At 67.7% G+C, this 16,939-nt stretch carries 18 protein-coding genes and 1 riboswitch; of the genes, 5 read left to right on the top strand and 13 right to left on the bottom strand.

Translation table 11 applies throughout. The annotated features are described in order from the left end of the window. Positions 1–18: 18 nt before the first annotated feature. The 4 genes from H536_RS0105630 to H536_RS0105615 all read right to left on the bottom strand — a co-directional run bounded on the left by H536_RS0105630 (position 19) and on the right by H536_RS0105615 (position 4,874). Entirely contained in the window at positions 19–1,413 is a 1,395-nt protein-coding gene (locus H536_RS0105630; protein WP_024349538.1) for a uracil-xanthine permease family protein, read from the bottom strand. A 185-nt stretch (positions 1,414–1,598) separates the two neighbouring features. Next, positions 1,599–1,769 (bottom strand): DUF1328 domain-containing protein, encoded by a 171-nt coding sequence (locus H536_RS23620; RefSeq protein ID WP_024349537.1) that lies wholly within the window; start codon positions 1,767–1,769, stop codon positions 1,599–1,601. A gap of 135 nt (positions 1,770–1,904) precedes the next feature. Continuing rightward, complete coding sequence (locus H536_RS0105620; RefSeq protein ID WP_024349536.1) at positions 1,905–3,731, bottom strand: NAD(P)/FAD-dependent oxidoreductase; 1,827 nt, start codon at positions 3,729–3,731, stop codon at positions 1,905–1,907. 141 nt (positions 3,732–3,872) lie between these two features. Continuing rightward, positions 3,873–4,874 carry a 2-hydroxyacid dehydrogenase gene (locus H536_RS0105615; RefSeq protein ID WP_024349535.1) on the bottom strand — a complete coding sequence of 334 codons (1,002 nt, stop codon included), beginning with the start codon at positions 4,872–4,874 and terminating at the stop codon, positions 3,873–3,875. Positions 4,875–5,067: 193 nt separating this feature from the next. Here H536_RS0105615 and H536_RS0105610 point away from each other — a divergent pair, with 193 nt between their 5' ends. After that, complete coding sequence (locus H536_RS0105610; RefSeq protein ID WP_024349534.1) at positions 5,068–5,613, top strand: SH3 domain-containing protein; 546 nt, start codon at positions 5,068–5,070, stop codon at positions 5,611–5,613. A gap of 115 nt (positions 5,614–5,728) precedes the next feature. Here the strand turns inward: H536_RS0105610 and irrA are convergent, their stop codons facing one another. Next, positions 5,729–6,175 carry an iron response transcriptional regulator IrrA gene (gene irrA / locus H536_RS0105605; protein ID WP_009211012.1) on the bottom strand — a complete coding sequence of 149 codons (447 nt, stop codon included), beginning with the start codon at positions 6,173–6,175 and terminating at the stop codon, positions 5,729–5,731. A gap of 142 nt (positions 6,176–6,317) precedes the next feature. After that, positions 6,318–6,785 carry a hypothetical protein gene (locus H536_RS0105600; protein WP_024349533.1) on the bottom strand — a complete coding sequence of 156 codons (468 nt, stop codon included), beginning with the start codon at positions 6,783–6,785 and terminating at the stop codon, positions 6,318–6,320. Between the two features lie 252 nt (positions 6,786–7,037). Here H536_RS0105600 and fabA point away from each other — a divergent pair, with 252 nt between their 5' ends. The 3 genes from fabA to fabI are packed head-to-tail and all read left to right on the top strand — an operon-like array spanning position 7,038 to position 9,682. Continuing rightward, a complete protein-coding gene (gene fabA / locus H536_RS0105595; RefSeq protein ID WP_024349532.1) occupies positions 7,038–7,568 on the top strand; it encodes a 3-hydroxyacyl-[acyl-carrier-protein] dehydratase FabA in 531 nt (176 codons plus the stop codon). A gap of 37 nt (positions 7,569–7,605) precedes the next feature. Further along, positions 7,606–8,823 carry a beta-ketoacyl-ACP synthase I gene (gene fabB, locus H536_RS0105590; protein ID WP_024349531.1) on the top strand — a complete coding sequence of 406 codons (1,218 nt, stop codon included), beginning with the start codon at positions 7,606–7,608 and terminating at the stop codon, positions 8,821–8,823. Positions 8,824–8,836: 13 nt separating this feature from the next. Beyond that, positions 8,837–9,682, top strand: coding sequence for an enoyl-ACP reductase FabI (fabI, locus tag H536_RS0105585; protein WP_024349530.1), 846 nt, complete (start codon positions 8,837–8,839; stop codon positions 9,680–9,682). A gap of 27 nt (positions 9,683–9,709) precedes the next feature. Here the strand turns inward: fabI and H536_RS0105580 are convergent, their stop codons facing one another. From H536_RS0105580 to H536_RS0105555, 6 genes are all read right to left on the bottom strand, one after another. Next, positions 9,710–10,318: a thiamine phosphate synthase gene (locus H536_RS0105580; protein ID WP_024349529.1), complete on the bottom strand. Its 609-nt coding sequence runs from the start codon at positions 10,316–10,318 to the stop codon at positions 9,710–9,712. A gap of 59 nt (positions 10,319–10,377) precedes the next feature. Next, the gene (locus tag H536_RS0105575; RefSeq protein WP_024349528.1) at positions 10,378–11,175 is read right to left on the bottom strand and encodes a thiazole synthase; all 798 of its coding nucleotides are present in this window, start codon (positions 11,173–11,175) and stop codon (positions 10,378–10,380) included. 44 nt (positions 11,176–11,219) lie between these two features. Beyond that, positions 11,220–11,417, bottom strand: coding sequence for a sulfur carrier protein ThiS (gene thiS, locus H536_RS0105570; protein ID WP_024349527.1), 198 nt, complete (start codon positions 11,415–11,417; stop codon positions 11,220–11,222). Continuing rightward, entirely contained in the window at positions 11,414–12,391 is a 978-nt protein-coding gene (gene thiO / locus H536_RS0105565; protein ID WP_024349526.1) for a glycine oxidase ThiO, read from the bottom strand. The genes thiS and thiO overlap by 4 nt, the downstream gene beginning before the upstream one ends. 150 nt (positions 12,392–12,541) lie before the next feature. Further along, a riboswitch (TPP riboswitch) is annotated at positions 12,542–12,667 on the bottom strand. A gap of 60 nt (positions 12,668–12,727) precedes the next feature. Continuing rightward, complete coding sequence (locus H536_RS0105560) at positions 12,728–13,240, bottom strand: DUF2937 family protein (protein ID WP_024349525.1); 513 nt, start codon at positions 13,238–13,240, stop codon at positions 12,728–12,730. Positions 13,241–13,365: 125 nt separating this feature from the next. Beyond that, positions 13,366–14,259, bottom strand: coding sequence for a LysR substrate-binding domain-containing protein (locus H536_RS0105555; protein ID WP_024349524.1), 894 nt, complete (start codon positions 14,257–14,259; stop codon positions 13,366–13,368). 106 nt (positions 14,260–14,365) lie between these two features. Here H536_RS0105555 and H536_RS0105550 point away from each other — a divergent pair, with 106 nt between their 5' ends. Then, a complete protein-coding gene (locus H536_RS0105550; protein ID WP_024349523.1) occupies positions 14,366–14,662 on the top strand; it encodes a hypothetical protein in 297 nt (98 codons plus the stop codon). Between the two features lie 103 nt (positions 14,663–14,765). Here the strand turns inward: H536_RS0105550 and pnp are convergent, their stop codons facing one another. Then, the gene (gene pnp, locus H536_RS0105545) at positions 14,766–16,898 is read right to left on the bottom strand and encodes a polyribonucleotide nucleotidyltransferase (RefSeq protein WP_024349522.1); all 2,133 of its coding nucleotides are present in this window, start codon (positions 16,896–16,898) and stop codon (positions 14,766–14,768) included. Between the last annotated feature and the right edge of the window lie 41 nt (positions 16,899–16,939).

Genomic DNA, 16,939 nt, shown 5'->3' with positions numbered 1-16,939 from the left:
TGCCGATCCGGGCCGGCCTCAGGCCGGCTGCACCGGGCTTTCTGCGGTGGAGGGCTCCGCCACCGCGTCGTCCCCTTCCGGGATCACCAGCGACAGGATGATCGCCGACAGGCCGCTCAGCGTGATCGGCGTCGCGAAGACCTGGCGGATGAAGTCCGGCAGGTGCTGGGTCGCGTCCGGCACCAGCGTCACGCCGAGGCCGAGCCCGAAGGACACGGCCATGATGTAGGCCTTGCGCCGGTCGATCGGCTCGGAGGCGAGGATGCGGATGCCGGCCACGGCGATGGTGCCGAACAGCACCAGCGTCGCCCCACCCAAAACGGGTTTCGGCACCAGCAGGAAGGCGTTGCCGATCACCGGGAAGAACCCCAGGACAATCAGGATCACGGCGATGATCATGCCGACGTGGCGGCTGGCGACGCCGGTCATCTGGATGACGCCGTTATTCTGAGAGAAGGTCGTGTTGGGAAAGGTGTTGAACACCGCCGCAAGGCCGGAATTGACGCCGTCGGCCAGGATGCCGCCCTTGATCCGCGCCATGTAGAGATCGCCGCGCACCGGCTCGCCGGCGATGATCGAATTGGCGGTCAGGTCGCCCGTCGTCTCGATGGCGGTGATCAGGTAGATGAAGGCGATCGGCAGGAACAGCGCCAGGTCGAAGTCGATGCCGTAGCGAAACGGGATCGGCAGGGCGATCAGCGGCCCGCTGCCGGCGCTGGAGAAGTCCACCTTGCCCAGCAGCGCGGCGACGACGAAGCCGATGACGAGCCCGGCCATGATCGCCGAGATCCGCACGGTCGGATTGCGCTGGAACGTCAAAACGAGGATCGCGGCGACGACAATGAAGCCGAGCAGCAGATTGACCGGCTCGCCCAGCGCTTCGCCGGCCGTCGCGCCGCCGGCAAAGTCGGTGAAGCCGACCTTGACCAGGCTGAGGCCGATGATGGTGATGACGATGCCGGTTACCGTCGGGGTGATGATGCGCCGCAGCCGGCCGACGAACTGGCTGAGGCCGATCTCGACCAGGCAGCCGACGAGGCACAGGCCGAAGATCATCGCCAGGATGTCTTCCGGCGTGCCGCCCCGCCCCTTCACCGCGAAGCCGGCCGCCAGGATCGCGCCGACGAAGGCGAAGCTGGTGCCCTGCACCGACAGGAGCCCCGAGCCGACCGGGCCGAAGCGGCGGCACTGGATGAAGGTGGCGACGCCCGACACGAACAGCGACATGGCGACGAGATAGGGGATGTGCTCGCCCAGGCCGAGGACGCCGCCGATGACCAGCGCCGGCGTGACGATGCCGACGATCGAGGCGAGGATATGCTGGATGGCGGCGAGGATGGCCGGGCCGTTCGGCGGCCGGTCCTCCAGCCGGTAGATCATGCCTGAAAGAGGGGCTGCCGTTTTCTGCGTCATCGCGCTGCTCCGGTCATCATTCCCCTGTCTCCCGCAACAGTGCCGAGGGGCATGGGGAGAGCAATGCAGGAAGCATGCCACGGGCGCGGCGCAAGGCCCATGGCCTAGACGCAGAAAGGGCGGCGCCCGTCACGGACACCGCCCTTTCAGATCGATGGATGCCGGCGCCTTGTGGCGCGGCGGGTCTAGATCGAACGTCGGCGGAAGCCGCCGAAGATCAGCGACAGGACGAAGAGCACGATCGCGATGAAGAAGATGATCTTCGCGATGCCCATCGCGGTGCCGGCGATGCCACCAAAGCCCAGAACGGCGGCGATCAGCGCGATGATGAGAAACGTAACAGCCCAACCCAGCATGGCTGGCACTCCTTTGATGTTTGCCTGGCTTACTAACGCGGATCGACCGAAAAAGTTCGGCGCGTCGCAGCCGCCATCGCCGGAGGGTTAAGCCTTCCTTCTGCCCGTCACTCCCGCTCGCCGTGCCAGATGCGCTCAGCGGCCGAGATGGTGAACCTCCTGCAGCCCGTAGACCGGCGTCGGAATGCCCTCCTGCCGGGCCTTGATCTGCAGCGCCAGATACAGCGAATAATGCCGCGACTGGTGCAGATTGCCGCCGTGGAACCACAGGTTCTCCACCTGGGTCGGCTTCCACATGTTGCGCTGCTCGCCCTCCCAGGGACCCGGGTCCTTGGGCGTGTCGGAGCCCAGGCCCCAGACCTTGCCGACCTTGTCGGCCACCTCCAGGCTGATCAGGTCGGCGGCCCAACCGTTCATCGAGCCGTAGCCGGTGGCATAGACGATCAGGTCGGCCGGCAGTTCGCTGCCGTCGTCGAGCTTCACGCCGGTCTCGGTGATCTCCTCCACCTGCCCGGCCTTCAGCTTGATCTTGCCGTCGATGATCAGCTGCGAGGCGCCGACATCGATGTAATAGCCCGAGCCGCGGCGCAGATATTTCATGAACAGGCCGGATTCGTCGGCGCCGAAATCGAGCTGGAACCCGGCCTTCTCCAGATCCCGGTAGAAGTCGGCATCGACCTCCCGGATCTTGTCGTAGATGGGGATCTGGAACTCGTGCAGGATCCGGTAGGGCAGCGAGGCGAAGATCATGTCCGCCTTGTGGGTTGTGATGCCGTTGGCCACCGCCTGTTCGGAATAGAGCGCCCCGAGGCCATGCTCCATCAGCGGATCGGAGCGCACGATATGGGTGGTCGAGCGCTGCACCATGGTGACGTCGGCGCCGGCCTCCCAGAGGGCCGCGCAGATGTCGTGGGCCGAATTGTTGGAGCCGATGACGACGACCTTGCGGTCCTTGTAGGCGTCGGGGCCCGGATGCTGCGAGGAATGGTGCTGCTCGCCGCGAAACCGCTCCATGCCCTTGAACTTCGGCACATTCGCCTTGCCCGACATGCCGGTCGCCATGATCAGCTGCCGGGGCCGCAGCGTCACTTCCTCGCCGTCGCGGTCGACGACCAGCTCCCACTCGCCCTTCGCCGCGTCGTAGCGGGCGCTCCTGGCCGTGGTCTTCGCCCAGTAATTGAGCTCCATGACCTTGGTGTACATTTCCAGCCAGTCGCCGATCTTGTCCTTCGGCGCGAAGACCGGCCAGTTCTTCGGAAAGTCGATATAGGGCAGGTGGTCGTACCAGACCGGATCGTGCAGGCAGAGCGACTTGTAGCGCTTGCGCCAGCTGTCGCCGGGCCGGTCGTTTTTCTCGACGATGATGGTCGGCACGCCGAGCTGGCGCAGCCGCGCGCCGAGCGCGATACCGCCCTGGCCGCCGCCGACGATCACCGCATAGGGCTGGGTCTCGTAGCCCAGCGTGCGCGCTTCCTCCTCGCGCTTTTCCAGCCAGCTCTTGCGGTTCTTCGCCGCCCCGTGCTCGGCGCCGGCCGGCCGGCGCTCGTGGGACGGCTCCTCGAAGCCCTTCAGCTCGGTCATCGCGGTCAGCAGTGTCCAGGCCTTGCCGTCCTTCAGCCGCAAGACGCCCTCGCCGCGGGCGACCTCGGTCTCGAAGACGAACCAGGCGGTGGTCACGCCGCCGTCCTCGGTCGGCTCCTCCGACAGGGTGAAGCCGCGCGGGCCGGTCGCATCCAGCTGCGTGGCCAGCATGTCGCGCACGCCCGCCGGCCCCTCCACCGTCTTGATGTTCCAGGTGAAGGTGACGAGGTCGCGCCAGAAGCTGGTTTCGGCGAACAGCTTGGCGGCGGCGTCGATGTCGCCCGCCGACAGGGCCGTCTCGAAGGCCGACAGCCAGCCTTCGGCGGCGGCACGGGCAACGCTCGGTTCGGCCGTCACCGGCCGTTCAATGGTCTCGCTCATGGTTCCTCCCCTTGCGCGGTGCTCGAGGAGAGGATTGCCGCGCGACCCCGGCTTGTCCATCATGCGGCTGCGAAACGCAGGCGCAGCAAAAACCGCAGTTCCGTACCGACTTTCGACCGCGTGCGATGCAGCCAATTGCCGTCAGATTTGGCCGGGCAGGATGCGGTCCGGCGGGCGGTGGCCGTCCATCAGCGTGCGGATGTTGATGATCACCTTCTCGCCCATCTCGATGCGCGCCTCGATCGTGGCCGATCCCATATGGGGCAGCAGCACGACCTTGTTGTCGCGGGCCAGCTTCATCAGCTTGCGGTCGACGGCCGGCTCCTCCTCGAAGACGTCGAGCCCGGCGCCGGCAATGCGCTCCTGTTCGATCAGCTTCACCAGCGCCTTCTCGTCGATGATCTCGCCGCGGGCGGTGTTGACGATGAAGGCATGCGGCTGGATCAGCGCCAGCCGCCGCGCCGACAGGAGATGATAGGTCGCCGGCGTGTAGGGGCAGTTGACCGAGATGATGTCCATGCGGGCCAGCATCTGGTCGAGGCTCTCCCAGTAGGTGGCGCCGAACTCGGCTTCGGTCTTGGGGCTCACCCGGCCGCGATTGTGATAGTGGATCTCCAGCCCGAAAGCCTTGGCCCGCCGGGCGACGGCGGTGCCGATCCGGCCCATGCCGAGAATGCCGAGCTTCTTGCCGGAGATGCGGCTTCCCAGCATCCATGTCGGCGACCAGCCCGGCCATTTCTCGTCGCCCAGGAGCCGCATGCCGCCTTCCACCAGCCGCCGCGGCACCGCCAGGATCAGCGCCATGGTCATGTCGGCGGTGTCCTCGTTGAGGACGTTGGGCGTGTTGGTGACGAGGAGATTGCGGTTCAGCGCCGCCTGGATGTCGATATTGTCGACGCCGTTGCCGTAGTTGGCGATCATCTTCAGCCGCGGGCCGGCCTGCTCGATCACCGCCCGGTCGATGCGGTCGGTGACGGTCGGTACCAGGACGTCGGCCTCGCGCACGGCGGCGACGAGGGCCGGCTGCTCCATCGGCCGGTCGGTCTCGTTGAACCGCACGTCGAACAGCTCGGCCATGCGCCGTTCGATCGGCGCCGGCAATTTGCGGGTAATGATCACAAGCGGCTTTTCGCGTGACGCCATCGGCCGCGCTCCTCCCCAAATCAAGACGATATTAACCGAAACGAACGATCATTCGACCCCGGAGCCGAGGGCCCTCCCTAGCAAGGCGGCAGGCGAAAACAAAGCGCTGCGCCTGCCGGGGTCCCGGCCGTTGGAAGACCCCGGCGCCGCCTGACCGCGCGCGCCCCGTGCATCTTGTCGTCTGGAGTTTGCGATGCCGTTCTTCGCCCGTTTTCGCCGTCCGCTGCTGGCGCTTGCCGGCGCCGCCGTGCTCTTCACCGGCGCCGCCCCCCTGCCCGTTGCCCATGCCGTCGAGCTGGGGCCGGTCTCCAAGCTGCCGCTGCCGCGTTATGTCAGCCTCAAGGCCAGCCGCGTGAATCTGCGGATCGGTCCGGGACGCGACTATCCGGTGACCTGGCTGTATCTCAAGGAAGGCCTGCCGGTGGAGGTCATCCAGGAATACGAGCTGTGGCGCCGCATCCGCGATTCCGAGGGCACCGAGGGCTGGGTCTATCACTCGCTCCTGTCCGGCGACCGCACCTCGATCGCCGCCCCCTGGCTGCGCGGCAAGGCGACGATGATCGACATTCACAACAGCCCCGCCACCGATGCGCCGCTGGTGGCACGGATCGAACCGGGCGTCGTCGCGGGCGTGAAGACCTGCACGGCCGGCTGGTGCGAACTCAAGGTCGCCGACCGCGACGGCTATGTCCGCCAGCAGGAGATCTGGGGCGTCTATCCGGACGAGCGCTTCGAGTAGCAGCAATCCTCTTGCGTCAGCGCCGGCTGCGGCCGGCGCCAGACATCAAAAAAGCCCGGATCGCGACCGCGATCCGGGCTTTTGTCGTTACTGGGGATGGACCTGTCGTCGGCGCCTATTCGGCGGCCTGGTCCAGCGCCTTCTTGCGGCGCAGGCGCACCACCACGTCGACATTGACGATCTCCATGCCCTCCGGCGCCTCCGGCAGCCGGTCGAGCCGCAGCCCGCCATCGGGAATGTCGATCATCGAATTGTCGTCCTCGACGAAGAAGTGATGATGATCGGAGGTGTTGGTGTCGAAATAGGTGCGCTGGCCCTCTGCCGAGAGCGGCCGCACAAGGCCCGCATCGGTGAACTGGTGCAGCGTGTTGTACACGGTCGCCAGCGAGACGGGATCACCGGCCTTGTGGGCTTCCTCGTGCAGTTCCTCGGCCGAGAGATGGCGGTCGCCGGCGCCGAACATCAGGTTGCACAGGGCCACCCGCTGCCGCGTCGGGCGCAGACCCACCGAGCGAAGGCGCTCGAATACACAGAAGCTCTGGGCGCGCGTCCGGTTTTCCATTGCTGAATGCCACCAGTCTCTTGTTCGTGCGATAAGTGTCCGCAGGCTTACCGAAGGGCCTGCACGACCGCAATATACGTCATCGGCATCGCGGTCACAAATGCCGCCCCGCAGAACCCGCCATAACGGTTGATGGCAGGGCCTAGCCGCAGCCCTTGGTGAAGGCCGCCAGCGCGTCGCCCGACCCTGTCAGCGGCAGGCTGTAGCGCCCGACCGGCCCCGCCACCTCTACGCTGCGGCCCTTGCGCAGGGCCTCGATGAAGCCGGCGCGGGCCGCCAGCGTGCCCTCCGCCACCAGAATCGAACCGCTGCCGGCGTCGCGCGCGATCGTGTCCAGCACGAAGGCCGTGTCGTCGACCGTCGCCACCACCGTATGGGGCTGGCCCGCCTGCAGCCGTCCCGGAAAGCCGGAAAAACGCATCGTCACGCGGCCGGCACTCGCGCAGCGGAAGGTCAGCCCGGTAAATCCCGACCCCGCCGTGAAGCCCGCGACCGCGCCGTCGCTGCGCCAGGACTGTCCAAGGGCCGGCGCGGCCGCGGCGAGCAGCAGCGCGGCGGCACCCCACAGGGCGAGAGCGCTGCAGCGCGAAGGGGTGAAAACGGCGGTCAAGGCGGTGCTGCATCCTGTCGAGGGCGGCGGTCACGGTGCGCGCTGAGGCGGCTTCCTTCGCCCGGTGCTATCGAAATTGCGCGCCATGTACCACAGATAGGCTGGCGAGGACGGCGATTGCCGGTCGCCATCCTGGCGCGCCGGATACGCCGGGCCCAGCCAAACGGTTTCACCTGTGCGGGTGGCGTGGTATGGGCGCAGCCGACAAGGGCCCATGGCAGGGTCGGGAGAACAGGGCGGACACAAGCGATCATGGCGACGAAGAAGACCTCCTACGATTACGACGACCTCATCGCCTGCGGTCATGGCCAGTTGTTCGGCGCCGGCAATGCGCAATTGCCGCTGCCGCCGATGCTGATGTTCAACCGCATTACCGAGGTCGACGAGACGGGCGGCGAGAACGGCAAGGGCATCATCCGGGCCGAGTTCGACGTGAACCCGGACCTGTGGTTCTTCGATTGCCATTTCGAAGGCGATCCGGTGATGCCGGGCTGCCTCGGCCTCGATGCGCTGTGGCAGCTTACCGGCTTCTATCTCGGCTGGCTGGGCGAACCCGGCCGCGGCCGGGCGCTCGGCGTCGGCGAGGTCAAGTTCAGCGGCCAGGTGACGCCGAAGGTCAAGCTGGTCGAATACGGCGTGGAGTTCCGCCGCGTGATGCGCTCGCGCCTGAAGCTCGGCATCGCCAATGGCTGGATGAAGGCCGATGGCGAGGTCATCTACAAGGCCAGCGATCTGCGCGTTGGCCTGTTCACCGACGAGGAAGCGGCTCAGGCCGCCGTCTGATGACGGCGCGGATCCTGGAATCTGGAAGGAGCGGACGATGAAGCGGGTCGTCGTGACGGGTATGGGGATCGTGTCCTCGATCGGCAACAATGTCGACGAGGTGACCGCCTCTCTGAGGGATGCGCGCTCGGGCATCAGCTTTGCCGAGGAATACAAGGAACTGGGGTTCCGCAGCCACGTCCACGGCAAGCCGACGCTGGACCCCACGACCATTCTCGACCGGCGCGCCATGCGCTTCCATGGCGGCGGCACGGCCTGGAACCACATCGCCATGGACCAGGCGATCGCCGATGCGGGCCTCGAGGCCGCCGACATCTCCAACGAGCGCACCGGCATCATCATGGGCTCGGGGGGCGCCTCGACCCAGACCATCGTCCAGGCGGCCGAGACCGCCCGCGAAAAGGGCCCGAAGCGCATCGGACCGACGGCCGTGCCGAAGGCGATGTCCTCCACCGCCTCGGCGACGCTGGCCACCTGGTTCAAGATCAAGGGCGTCAACTACTCGATCTCGTCGGCCTGCTCGACCTCGAGCCATTGCATCGGCAATGCCTACGAGACCATCCAGATGGGCAAGCAGGATGTGATGTTCGCCGGCGGCTGCGAGGATCTGCACTGGACCCTGTCGGTGCTGTTCGACGCGATGGGCGCCCTGTCCTCGGACTTCAACGACCGCCCGGAGATCGCCTCGCGCGCCTATGACAACGCCCGCGACGGCTTCGTCATCGCTGGCGGCGCTGGTGTCCTGGTGCTGGAGGAATACGAGCGGGCCAAGGCGCGCGGCGCCAACATCGTCGCCGAGCTGGTCGGCTACGGCGCCACCTCCGACGGCGCCGACATGGTCGCCCCGTCCGGCGAGGGCGCGGTGCGCTGCATGCGCCAGGCGATCGGCCATCTCGACGGCCCGATCGACTACATCAACCCCCATGCCACCTCGACCCCGGTCGGCGACCGCATGGAGGTCCAGGCGATCCGCGAGGTCTTCGGCGACAACATCCCGCCGATCTCCGGCACCAAGTCGCTGACCGGCCACAGCCAGGGCGCCACCGGCGTGCACGAGGCGATCTACTCGCTCCTGATGATGAAGCACGGCTTCCTCGCCAAAAGCGCCCATATCGACGAACTCGATCCCGAGTTCGAGGGCATGCCGATCCTGCGCGAGCGGGTCGACGATGCGAAGATCGACCGGGTCCTGTCGAATTCCTTCGGCTTCGGTGGCACCAATGCCTGCCTCGCCTTCCAACGCGTGACGGATTGAGGTTGAAGGGCACATGACCGATCTGATGAAAGGCAAACGCGGGCTCATCATGGGCGTCGCGAACCACAATTCCATCGCATGGGGCGCCGCCAAGGCGCTGGCGGCCCAGGGCGCGGAGATCGCGCTGACCTATCAGGGCGAGGCCTTCGGACGGCGCGTGCGCCCGCTTGCCGAGGAGATCGGCAGCAAGCTGGTCATTCCCTGCGATGTCGAGGACACCGAATCGCTCGACCAGGTCTTCGCGACGCTGAAGGAAGAATGGGGCACGATCGACTTCGTCCTCCACGCCATCGCGTTCTCCGACAAGAGCGAGCTGAAGGGCCTCTACGCCGACACGACGCGGGAGAACTTCACCCGCACCATGCTGATCTCCTGCTTCTCCTTCACGGAGGTCGCCAAGCGCGCGGCGGAGATCATGACCAATGGCGGCTCCATGGTGACCATGAGCTACGGCGGCGCCGTGCGGGTCATGCCGAACTACAATGTCATGGGCGTCGCCAAGGCCGCGCTCGAAGCCTCGGTGCGCTATCTCGCCGCCGATTTCGGGCCGCGCAACATCCGGGTGAACAGCGTCTCGGCCGGACCGGTGCGCACGCTGGCCGGCGCCGGCGTCTCCGACGCGCGGCTGATGTTCAACTTCCAGCGCCGCAACGCGCCGATGCGCCGCAACACCTCGATCGAGGAAGTCGGCGGCGCGGTGCTCTACCTGATGTCGGAGCTGTCGAACGGCGTCACCGGCGAGATCCACTATGTGGATTCGGGCTACAACATCATGTCGATGCCCTCGCTCGAAGAGCTGAAGGCCCAGGAACACCGCAAGGCGGTGGTCGAGGGCGAGGACGAGAGCGGCGGCAAGTAGCCGCCCTCCCGCTCACAGCCTCAAAGCCTATCGCCGGTAGGGCGCAGTCGCCGCGAGCCATTCGCGCGCCCGCGCCTCCGGATCCGCGGCCCGTGTCACGTCCGTGACCACCGCGGCGCTGTCGGCGCCCTGCGCGAAGACCTGCGGCAGCCGCTCCACGGTGATGCCGCCGATCGCCACCAGCGGCAGATCGCCGATACGCTGGCGCCAGACGCCGAGACGCTCGGGCGTCTGCGGTGCCCATTTCATCACCTTCAGCTTGGTCTGCCAGACCGGCCCCAGCGCGACGTAATCCGGCTCGGCGGCCAGCGCCACGGCGAGCTCGGCGCTGTCATGGGTGCTGATGCCGAGCTTCAGGCCGGCAGCTTTGATCGCGACCCGGTCCGCCGCGGCCAGGTCCTCCTGCCCCAGATGGACGACATCGCAGCCCTCCTCGATCGCCAGACGCCAGAAATCATTGATCACCAGCAGGCAGCCATGGGCGGCGCAGACATCGCGCGTGCGGCGGATTTCCTGCCGCAGTCTCGCCGCGTCCATGTCCTTGGCGCGCAATTGCAGGAGCTTCACCCCGACCGGCACCAGCCGCTCCGCCATCTCGGCATCGTCGACGATCAGGTAGAACGGATCGAGCCGCAGCCCCGTCCCCGGCCGCTCCTCGGCACCGCGCTCCCCACTCCAATGTCCCTCCGCCCGGCTCATCGCGAACCTCCCGGTCCGCCGACATCACCGAGCATCGCCTGCCCCAGCATCGGGGTCGAGGGCGCGGCCATGTCGCGCGGCGCCATCGGGTCCGCCTCGAAGGCCAGCCGGCCGGCCTCGACCGCCAGGGCAAAGCCCCGCGCCATCGCCACCGGGTCGCCGGCCTTGGCGACCGCCGTGTTCAGGAGCACGCCGTCATAGCCGAGCTCCATGGCGGCGGCCGCCTGCGACGGCAGGCCGAGCCCGGCATCGACCACCAGCGTCACGTCGGGAAAATGCGCTCGCAGCTGGCGCAGGCCGTAGCGATTGTTCAGCCCGAGCCCCGAGCCGATCGGCGCGCCCCAGGGCATCAGCACCCGGCAGCCGGCCTCGACCAGCCGGTCGGCCACCGACAGATCCTCCACCGTATAGGGCAACACCTTGAAGCCCTCGCCGGTCAGGATGCGGGCCGCCTCCACCAAGCCGAACACGTCGGGCTGCAGCGTCTCGGCATCGCGCACCACCTCCAGCTTGATCCAGTCCGTGCCGAAGATCTCGCGGGCCATCTGCGCCGTCGTCGCCGCCTCGCGGGCCGTATGGCAGCCGGCCGTGTTGGGCAGGATGTCGAGGCCGAGGCCTTGGATCAGCTCCCAGAAGGCCTGGCCGGCCCGCGCCTCGCCGGATTCACGGCGCAGCGAGACGGTGACGATGCCGGCCCCGGAGGCCTTGATCGCGTCGGTCATCATCTGCGGCGAGGGATAGAGCGAGGTGCCGAGCATCAGCCGCGAGGCGATGCGGCGGCCATAGATGTCCATGCCGGTCACGGCGTTCGCCGTGTCGGTGTCGATCGTGTCCATGCTCAGCCTCCCTTCATCGGGGCGATGATCTCGATGGCGTCGCCTTCGGCGAGGCGCACCGTCCCGCGTTCGGCCTTCGGCACGAAGTCGCGGTTCAGGGCCGTGGCGACCACGGCGCCCTCGTAACCCAGTTCGATGAGCGCCCGGTCGAGGGTGGCGGCCTCGACGCTGCGCTCCTCGCCATTGACGGAAATTCTCATGATGCGTCCTTCAGCGTCTCTGCGAAGATTTCGGCGGCGGCCTCCGCCGCCATGGCCGGCGACAGCAGGAAGCCGTGGCGGTACAGCCCGTTCAGGCTGACCACCCGGCCGTTCCGCGTCACCTTTGGCAGATTGTCGGCATAGGAGGGCCGCAGGCCGGCGCCGGTCTCCACCAGCTCCGCCTCGGCAAAGGCCGGATGCAGCGCATAGGCGGCGTTGAGCAGCTCGACGGTGCCGCGCAGGGTGATGCCGCGATCGTCGTCGCTTTCCAGCATGGTCGCCCCCACCATGAACAGCCCGTCCGCGCGCGGCACGACATAGATCGGCGAGCGCGGATGCAGGAGCCGCACCGGCCGCGCCAGCGACACCTCCCTTGTGCGCAGCAACACCATCTCGCCGCGCACCGCGCGCAGCCGCGGCAGCTCCGGTCGTGCCGCGATGCCGCGCGCATCGACGATGCGATCATGGTCGAGATCGGCGGCCGTGACGCGCCGGCCGAAATGCAGCGTGACGCCGCGTTCGCGCAGCCGTTCGGCCAGCGCCTCCAGCGTCCGGCGCGGATCGAGATGGGCTTCCTCGGCAAAGAACAGGCCCTCGGCGAAGCGGCCGGCGAGATCGGGCTCCAGCGCCGCGATCCGCTCGGCGTCGAGCCGCTTGTGGCCGCGCGTGCGGCGGGCGAAGCGGGCAAGGTCCGCGCGGTCGCGCCAAGGCGCCAGCACCAGCGTACCGTGGCGCGCGACGTCCGGCACATGCCGCGACCACCAGTCGATCCCCGCCAGACCCGGCGCGACGATGGCCGGATCGGCGCTCTCGGCCTCGCAGCGCGGCGCCAGCATGCCGCCGGCCAGCCACGACGCCGCGGCCACGCCCAGTTCCGGTGCGGCCTCGTACAGCGCGACGTCGGCGCCCCGCTTGGCGAGTTCCAGCGCGGTGACGAGCCCGGCAACGCCGGCCCCGATGACGGCAACCCGCATGGTCAGGCCCCGCCGATGCGGCAGGCGGGGTGCAAACAGGCGGCCCGGTCGGCCATTGTCTCGATCCTCCTCGACGCGTCTCGGAGATCCGGCTGATGGACAGGGGAAAGATCGGCGGCGCGGCGCTCGCCTGCGGTGAGCCGCAGGCCAAGGGCCCCCGCATTCCATCCCTCCGCCGGTCTCAACCGGATCAGGTTCGAAGGGTCGCCACGCGCTCACGCCTTTCGGCGGCCGATGGCCTCTCAGTTCCCTGCCGGAACTCCCCTTGGATGGACGGAATCTGTGCTTCCCGGGCGGCCCTGTCAACGCCGCCGCGCCAAGATCGCGCGCGCCGGCTCAGCTCGACGCCAGCCGACGCTCGCGGCGACGCCGGCGCATGCGCGCGGCGCCATGGCCGCCGGCCCCGATCGCCCAGCCGAGGGCGAAACCCGCAACGGCCAGGAGCAATCCCTCGACGGTGATCGGCAGGGCCGGGCGATAGTCGGCGGCGGCGCGCTCGGCGATCTCCCAGTCCGGATCGCCCGCCGCGACGAAGGGCCGGAACAGGGGCGCCGATTCGGCAACGCTGCGATAGCGCCGCTCCACCGCGTCATAGCGGGCAATGGTCTGTTCGGCATCCGCCCCCTGGCGCGCGACGAAGGCGTCGCGGTTCTCGCGCAACCGCGCCACCGCCTCGCTGCGCGACAGGTCGGAGGCCGCCGCGCTGGCGTCGAAACGCTCCACGACCTTGCGCAATTCGTCGACGGCGCCGCCGAGACGCTGCAGATATTGCTGGGTGAATTCCAGCGACTGGCTGGAGACGAGCCCGAGAAACAGCGCCGCCACGACGCGGATGATCAGCCCCGGCATTCCCTCATCCTCCCTCAAGGCTTCTCCGGCGCACCGGTCGCACAGACGATCGCCGGCCTCGCGTCAGACGACGCGCCCCCGGCCACGATACGCCTGCTGCCTGATCATACCAGTCCCCGCGTCCGTCAGGCGAACAGGCGGGTGCCGCGTTCGGCGATGGCGCAGAAGCTGGCGGTCACATGGGCGGCCAGCGCATCGGCGACCGGGCCGGCGCCGTCGCGGCGGGCCAGCGTCATGCGGTAATTGCCCAGCGGCGGCAGGCCGCGTTCGGCGCCCAGCTGCACGATGTCGTCCGACACGACGCTGATCGGCAGCGGCGCGATGGCGAGGTCGGCGGCGACGGCCGCAAGCTGGCCGGTGCAGAACTCGCTGGTATAGGCGACGCGATAGTCGATATCGCGAGCGTCCAGCGCCGCCAGCGCCATGCCGCGCCAGGCGCAGCCGGCATCTGCAAGGGCGAGCGGCAGCGGCGTCTCGGCGACGGCGAGCCCGCCGCGCGCCCCCACCCAGACCAGCGGCTCGGAATGGATGTAGTCCGGCCCGTCGAGGCGTTCGTCGTGACTGTACACGGCGAGATCGAGCTCCCCGGACCAGCAGCGCCGCCGCAATTCCTCGGTGCGGTCCAGCCGCACCTCCACCTCGACCTTGGGATGGGTCCGCGCGAAGCGCCGGAGGATTTCCGGCATGGCGACCACGCCATTGTCGTTGGGCACGCCCAACCGCACGCTACCCTCGCAGCAGGGCGACAGGAAGCGCGAGAAGGCCTCGTCGTTCAGCTTCAAAAGGCGACGGGCATAGCCGAGGAAGATCTCGCCATCGGCGGTCAGCGCCACGCTGCGCGCATCGCGGCGGAACAGGTCGCGGCCGACCATGTCTTCCAGCTTCTTCACCTGAAGGCTGATCGCCGACGCGCTGCGATGCACCCGCTCGGCGGCGCGCGAGAAATTGCCGGTGTCGGCAATCGCCACCATCGTGCGGGCGAGGTCCATGTCGAGATTGGGCAGAGTGGGCGTCAGCACAGGCGGAGCCTCCTGTTAGCGAAACTTGCCGCTAGGCTTACTCCTTCTCGTTTGTCTCATCAATGAGAAACCCTCACATTTTGTCTATCGGCAATTGGAGGTTCTCATGCTGCATCATTCGGCCCTGCCCCAGCCCATCCGGCTCGACGAAGCACACCACAGTCAGCCCGGCCTTGTCGGCTGGCTGCATAACTGGACGGTGGAGAAGCGCCGGCAGCGGCTTTGCCGCGACGCCTTCAACACCCTTTTGCGCGTCGACGACCACATCCTGGAAGACGTCACCGGCCTGACCCGTCCGCAGGTCGAGGAGGTCGCGCGGCTGCCGCTCACGGTGGACGCGCTCGACGCGATCGCCCGGCTGCAGAAGCGTTCGTCGCGACGCCCGCGCCAGCGGTCCGTCTGACGCGCACGTACCGACCGGGAGCCAGAGCCCCGGCCTCACCCCAACGAAAAAGGCGCGCCCCGAGGGACGCGCCTTTCTTTCTGTCAGCGAAGAGACGGCCTGATCAGGCGGCGTCTTCCTCGCCCTTCTTGATCTCCTGGCCGGTCTCCTGGTCGACGACCTTCATCGACAGGCGAACCTTGCCGCGCTCGTCGAAGCCCATCAGCTTGACCCAGACCTTGTCGCCTTCCTTGACGATGTCGGTCGTCTTGGCGACGCGATCGGCGGCGAGCTGCGAGATGTGGACGAGACCGTCACGCGAACCGAAGAAGTTCACGAAGGCGCCGAACTCGACGGTCTTGACGACCGTACCCTCGTAGACTTCGCCGACTTCCGGCTCGGCCACGATCGAGTGGATCCACTTCTTGGCCGCCTCGATCTCCTTGCCGGAGGACGACGCGATCTTCACCGTGCCGTCATCCTCGATGTTGATCTTGGCGCCGGTCTTCTCGACGATCTCACGGATGATCTTGCCGCCGGCGCCGATGACGTCGCGGATCTTGTCGGTCGGGATCTGCATGACCTCGATGCGCGGGGCGAACTCGCCCAGCTCGGCGCGGCTTTCCGACAGCGCCTGGCCCATCTCCTGCAGGATGTGCAGGCGGCCGCCCTTGGCCTGGTCGAGGGCGATCTGCATGATCTCCTCGGTGATGCCCTGGATCTTGATGTCCATCTGCAGCGAGGTGATGCCCTCGGAGGTGCCGGCGACCTTGAAATCCATGTCGCCGAGATGGTCCTCGTCGCCAAGGATGTCCGACAGCACCGCGAAGCGCTCGTCTTCCTTGATCAGGCCCATGGCGATACCCGCCACCGAACGCTTCAGCGGAACGCCCGCATCCATCAGCGCCAGCGAGGTGCCGCAGACGGTCGCCATCGAGGACGAGCCGTTCGACTCGGTGACCTCGGAGACGGCACGGATCGTGTAGGGGAACTGCTCCGGTGCCGGCAGCATCGGACGCAGGGCGCGCCATGCCAGCTTGCCGTGGCCGATCTCGCGGCGACCGGGCGAACCCATGCGGCCGGTCTCGCCGACCGAGTAGGGAGGGAAGTTGTAATGGAGCAGGAAGCGCTCCTTGTAGGTGCCGGTCAGGGCGTCGACGAACTGCTCGTCCTCGCCGGTGCCGAGCGTGGCGACGACCAGCGCCTGGGTCTCGCCGCGGGTGAACAGCGCCGAACCGTGGGCGCGCGGCAGGATGCCGGCCTCCGAGACGATCTTGCGGACCGTCTTCAGGTCACGGCCGTCGATGCGGCCGCCGGTGTCGAGGATGTTCCAGCGGACGATCTTGGCCTGCAGCGACTTGAAGACGGTGCCGACCTGCTCCTTGGAATACTTGGTGTCCTCGACGCCTTCCGGCAGGAAGTGCGCGGTGACCTTGGCCTTCACCGCGTCGACGGCGTTGTAGCGCTCGGTCTTGTCGGTGATCTTGTAGGCGTCGCGCAGCTCGCCCTCGACCAGCTGCAGCATCTCGGCCTCGAGCGCCGAATAGTCGGCGACGACGTGCTCGCGCGGCTCCTTGGCGGCGTGCTCGGCCAGCTTGATGATCGCGTCGATCACCGGCTGGAAGCCGCGATGGCCGAACATGACGGCGCCCAGCATGATGTCTTCGGCCAGCTCGTGAGCTTCCGATTCCACCATCAGGACGGCGCCCTCGGTGCCGGCGACGACCAGGTCGAGCTGCGACTCGGCCATCTCGTCGACATGCGGGTTCAGCTTGTACTCGCCGTTGATGTAGCCGACGCGCGCGCCGCCGATCGGGCCCATGAAGGGCACGCCCGACAGGGTCAGCGCGGCCGAAGCGGCGACCATCGCCAGCACGTCCGGATCGTTCTCCAGGTCATGCTGCAGGACGGTGACGACGACCTGGGTCTCGTTCTTGTAGCCCTGGGCGAAGAGCGGGCGGATCGGACGGTCGATCAGGCGGGAGACCAGCGTCTCCTTCTCGCTCGGACGGCCTTCGCGCTTGAAGAAGCCACCCGGGATCTTGCCGGCGGCGAAGGTCTTTTCCTGGTAGTTCACGGTCAGCGGGAAGAAGTCGAGGCCCGGCTTGGGCTGCTTGGCCGACACGACGGTCGCCAGAACGACGGTCTCGCCGTAGGTCGCCAGCACGGCGCCGTCGGCCTGACGGGCGATCTTGCCGGTCTCGAGGGTGAGCGGACGTCCCGCCCAGTCGATTTCCACCTTATGGGTATCGAACATGTTCTTGCCTTTTCATCCTGCGCGCCGAAACCGCTTTCTCG

The sequence above is a fragment of the Aurantimonas coralicida DSM 14790 genome, from assembly GCF_000421645.1.
Lineage (GTDB): Bacteria > Pseudomonadota > Alphaproteobacteria > Rhizobiales > Rhizobiaceae > Aurantimonas > Aurantimonas coralicida.
This window is presented reverse-complemented; position numbering and strand designations above follow the sequence as displayed.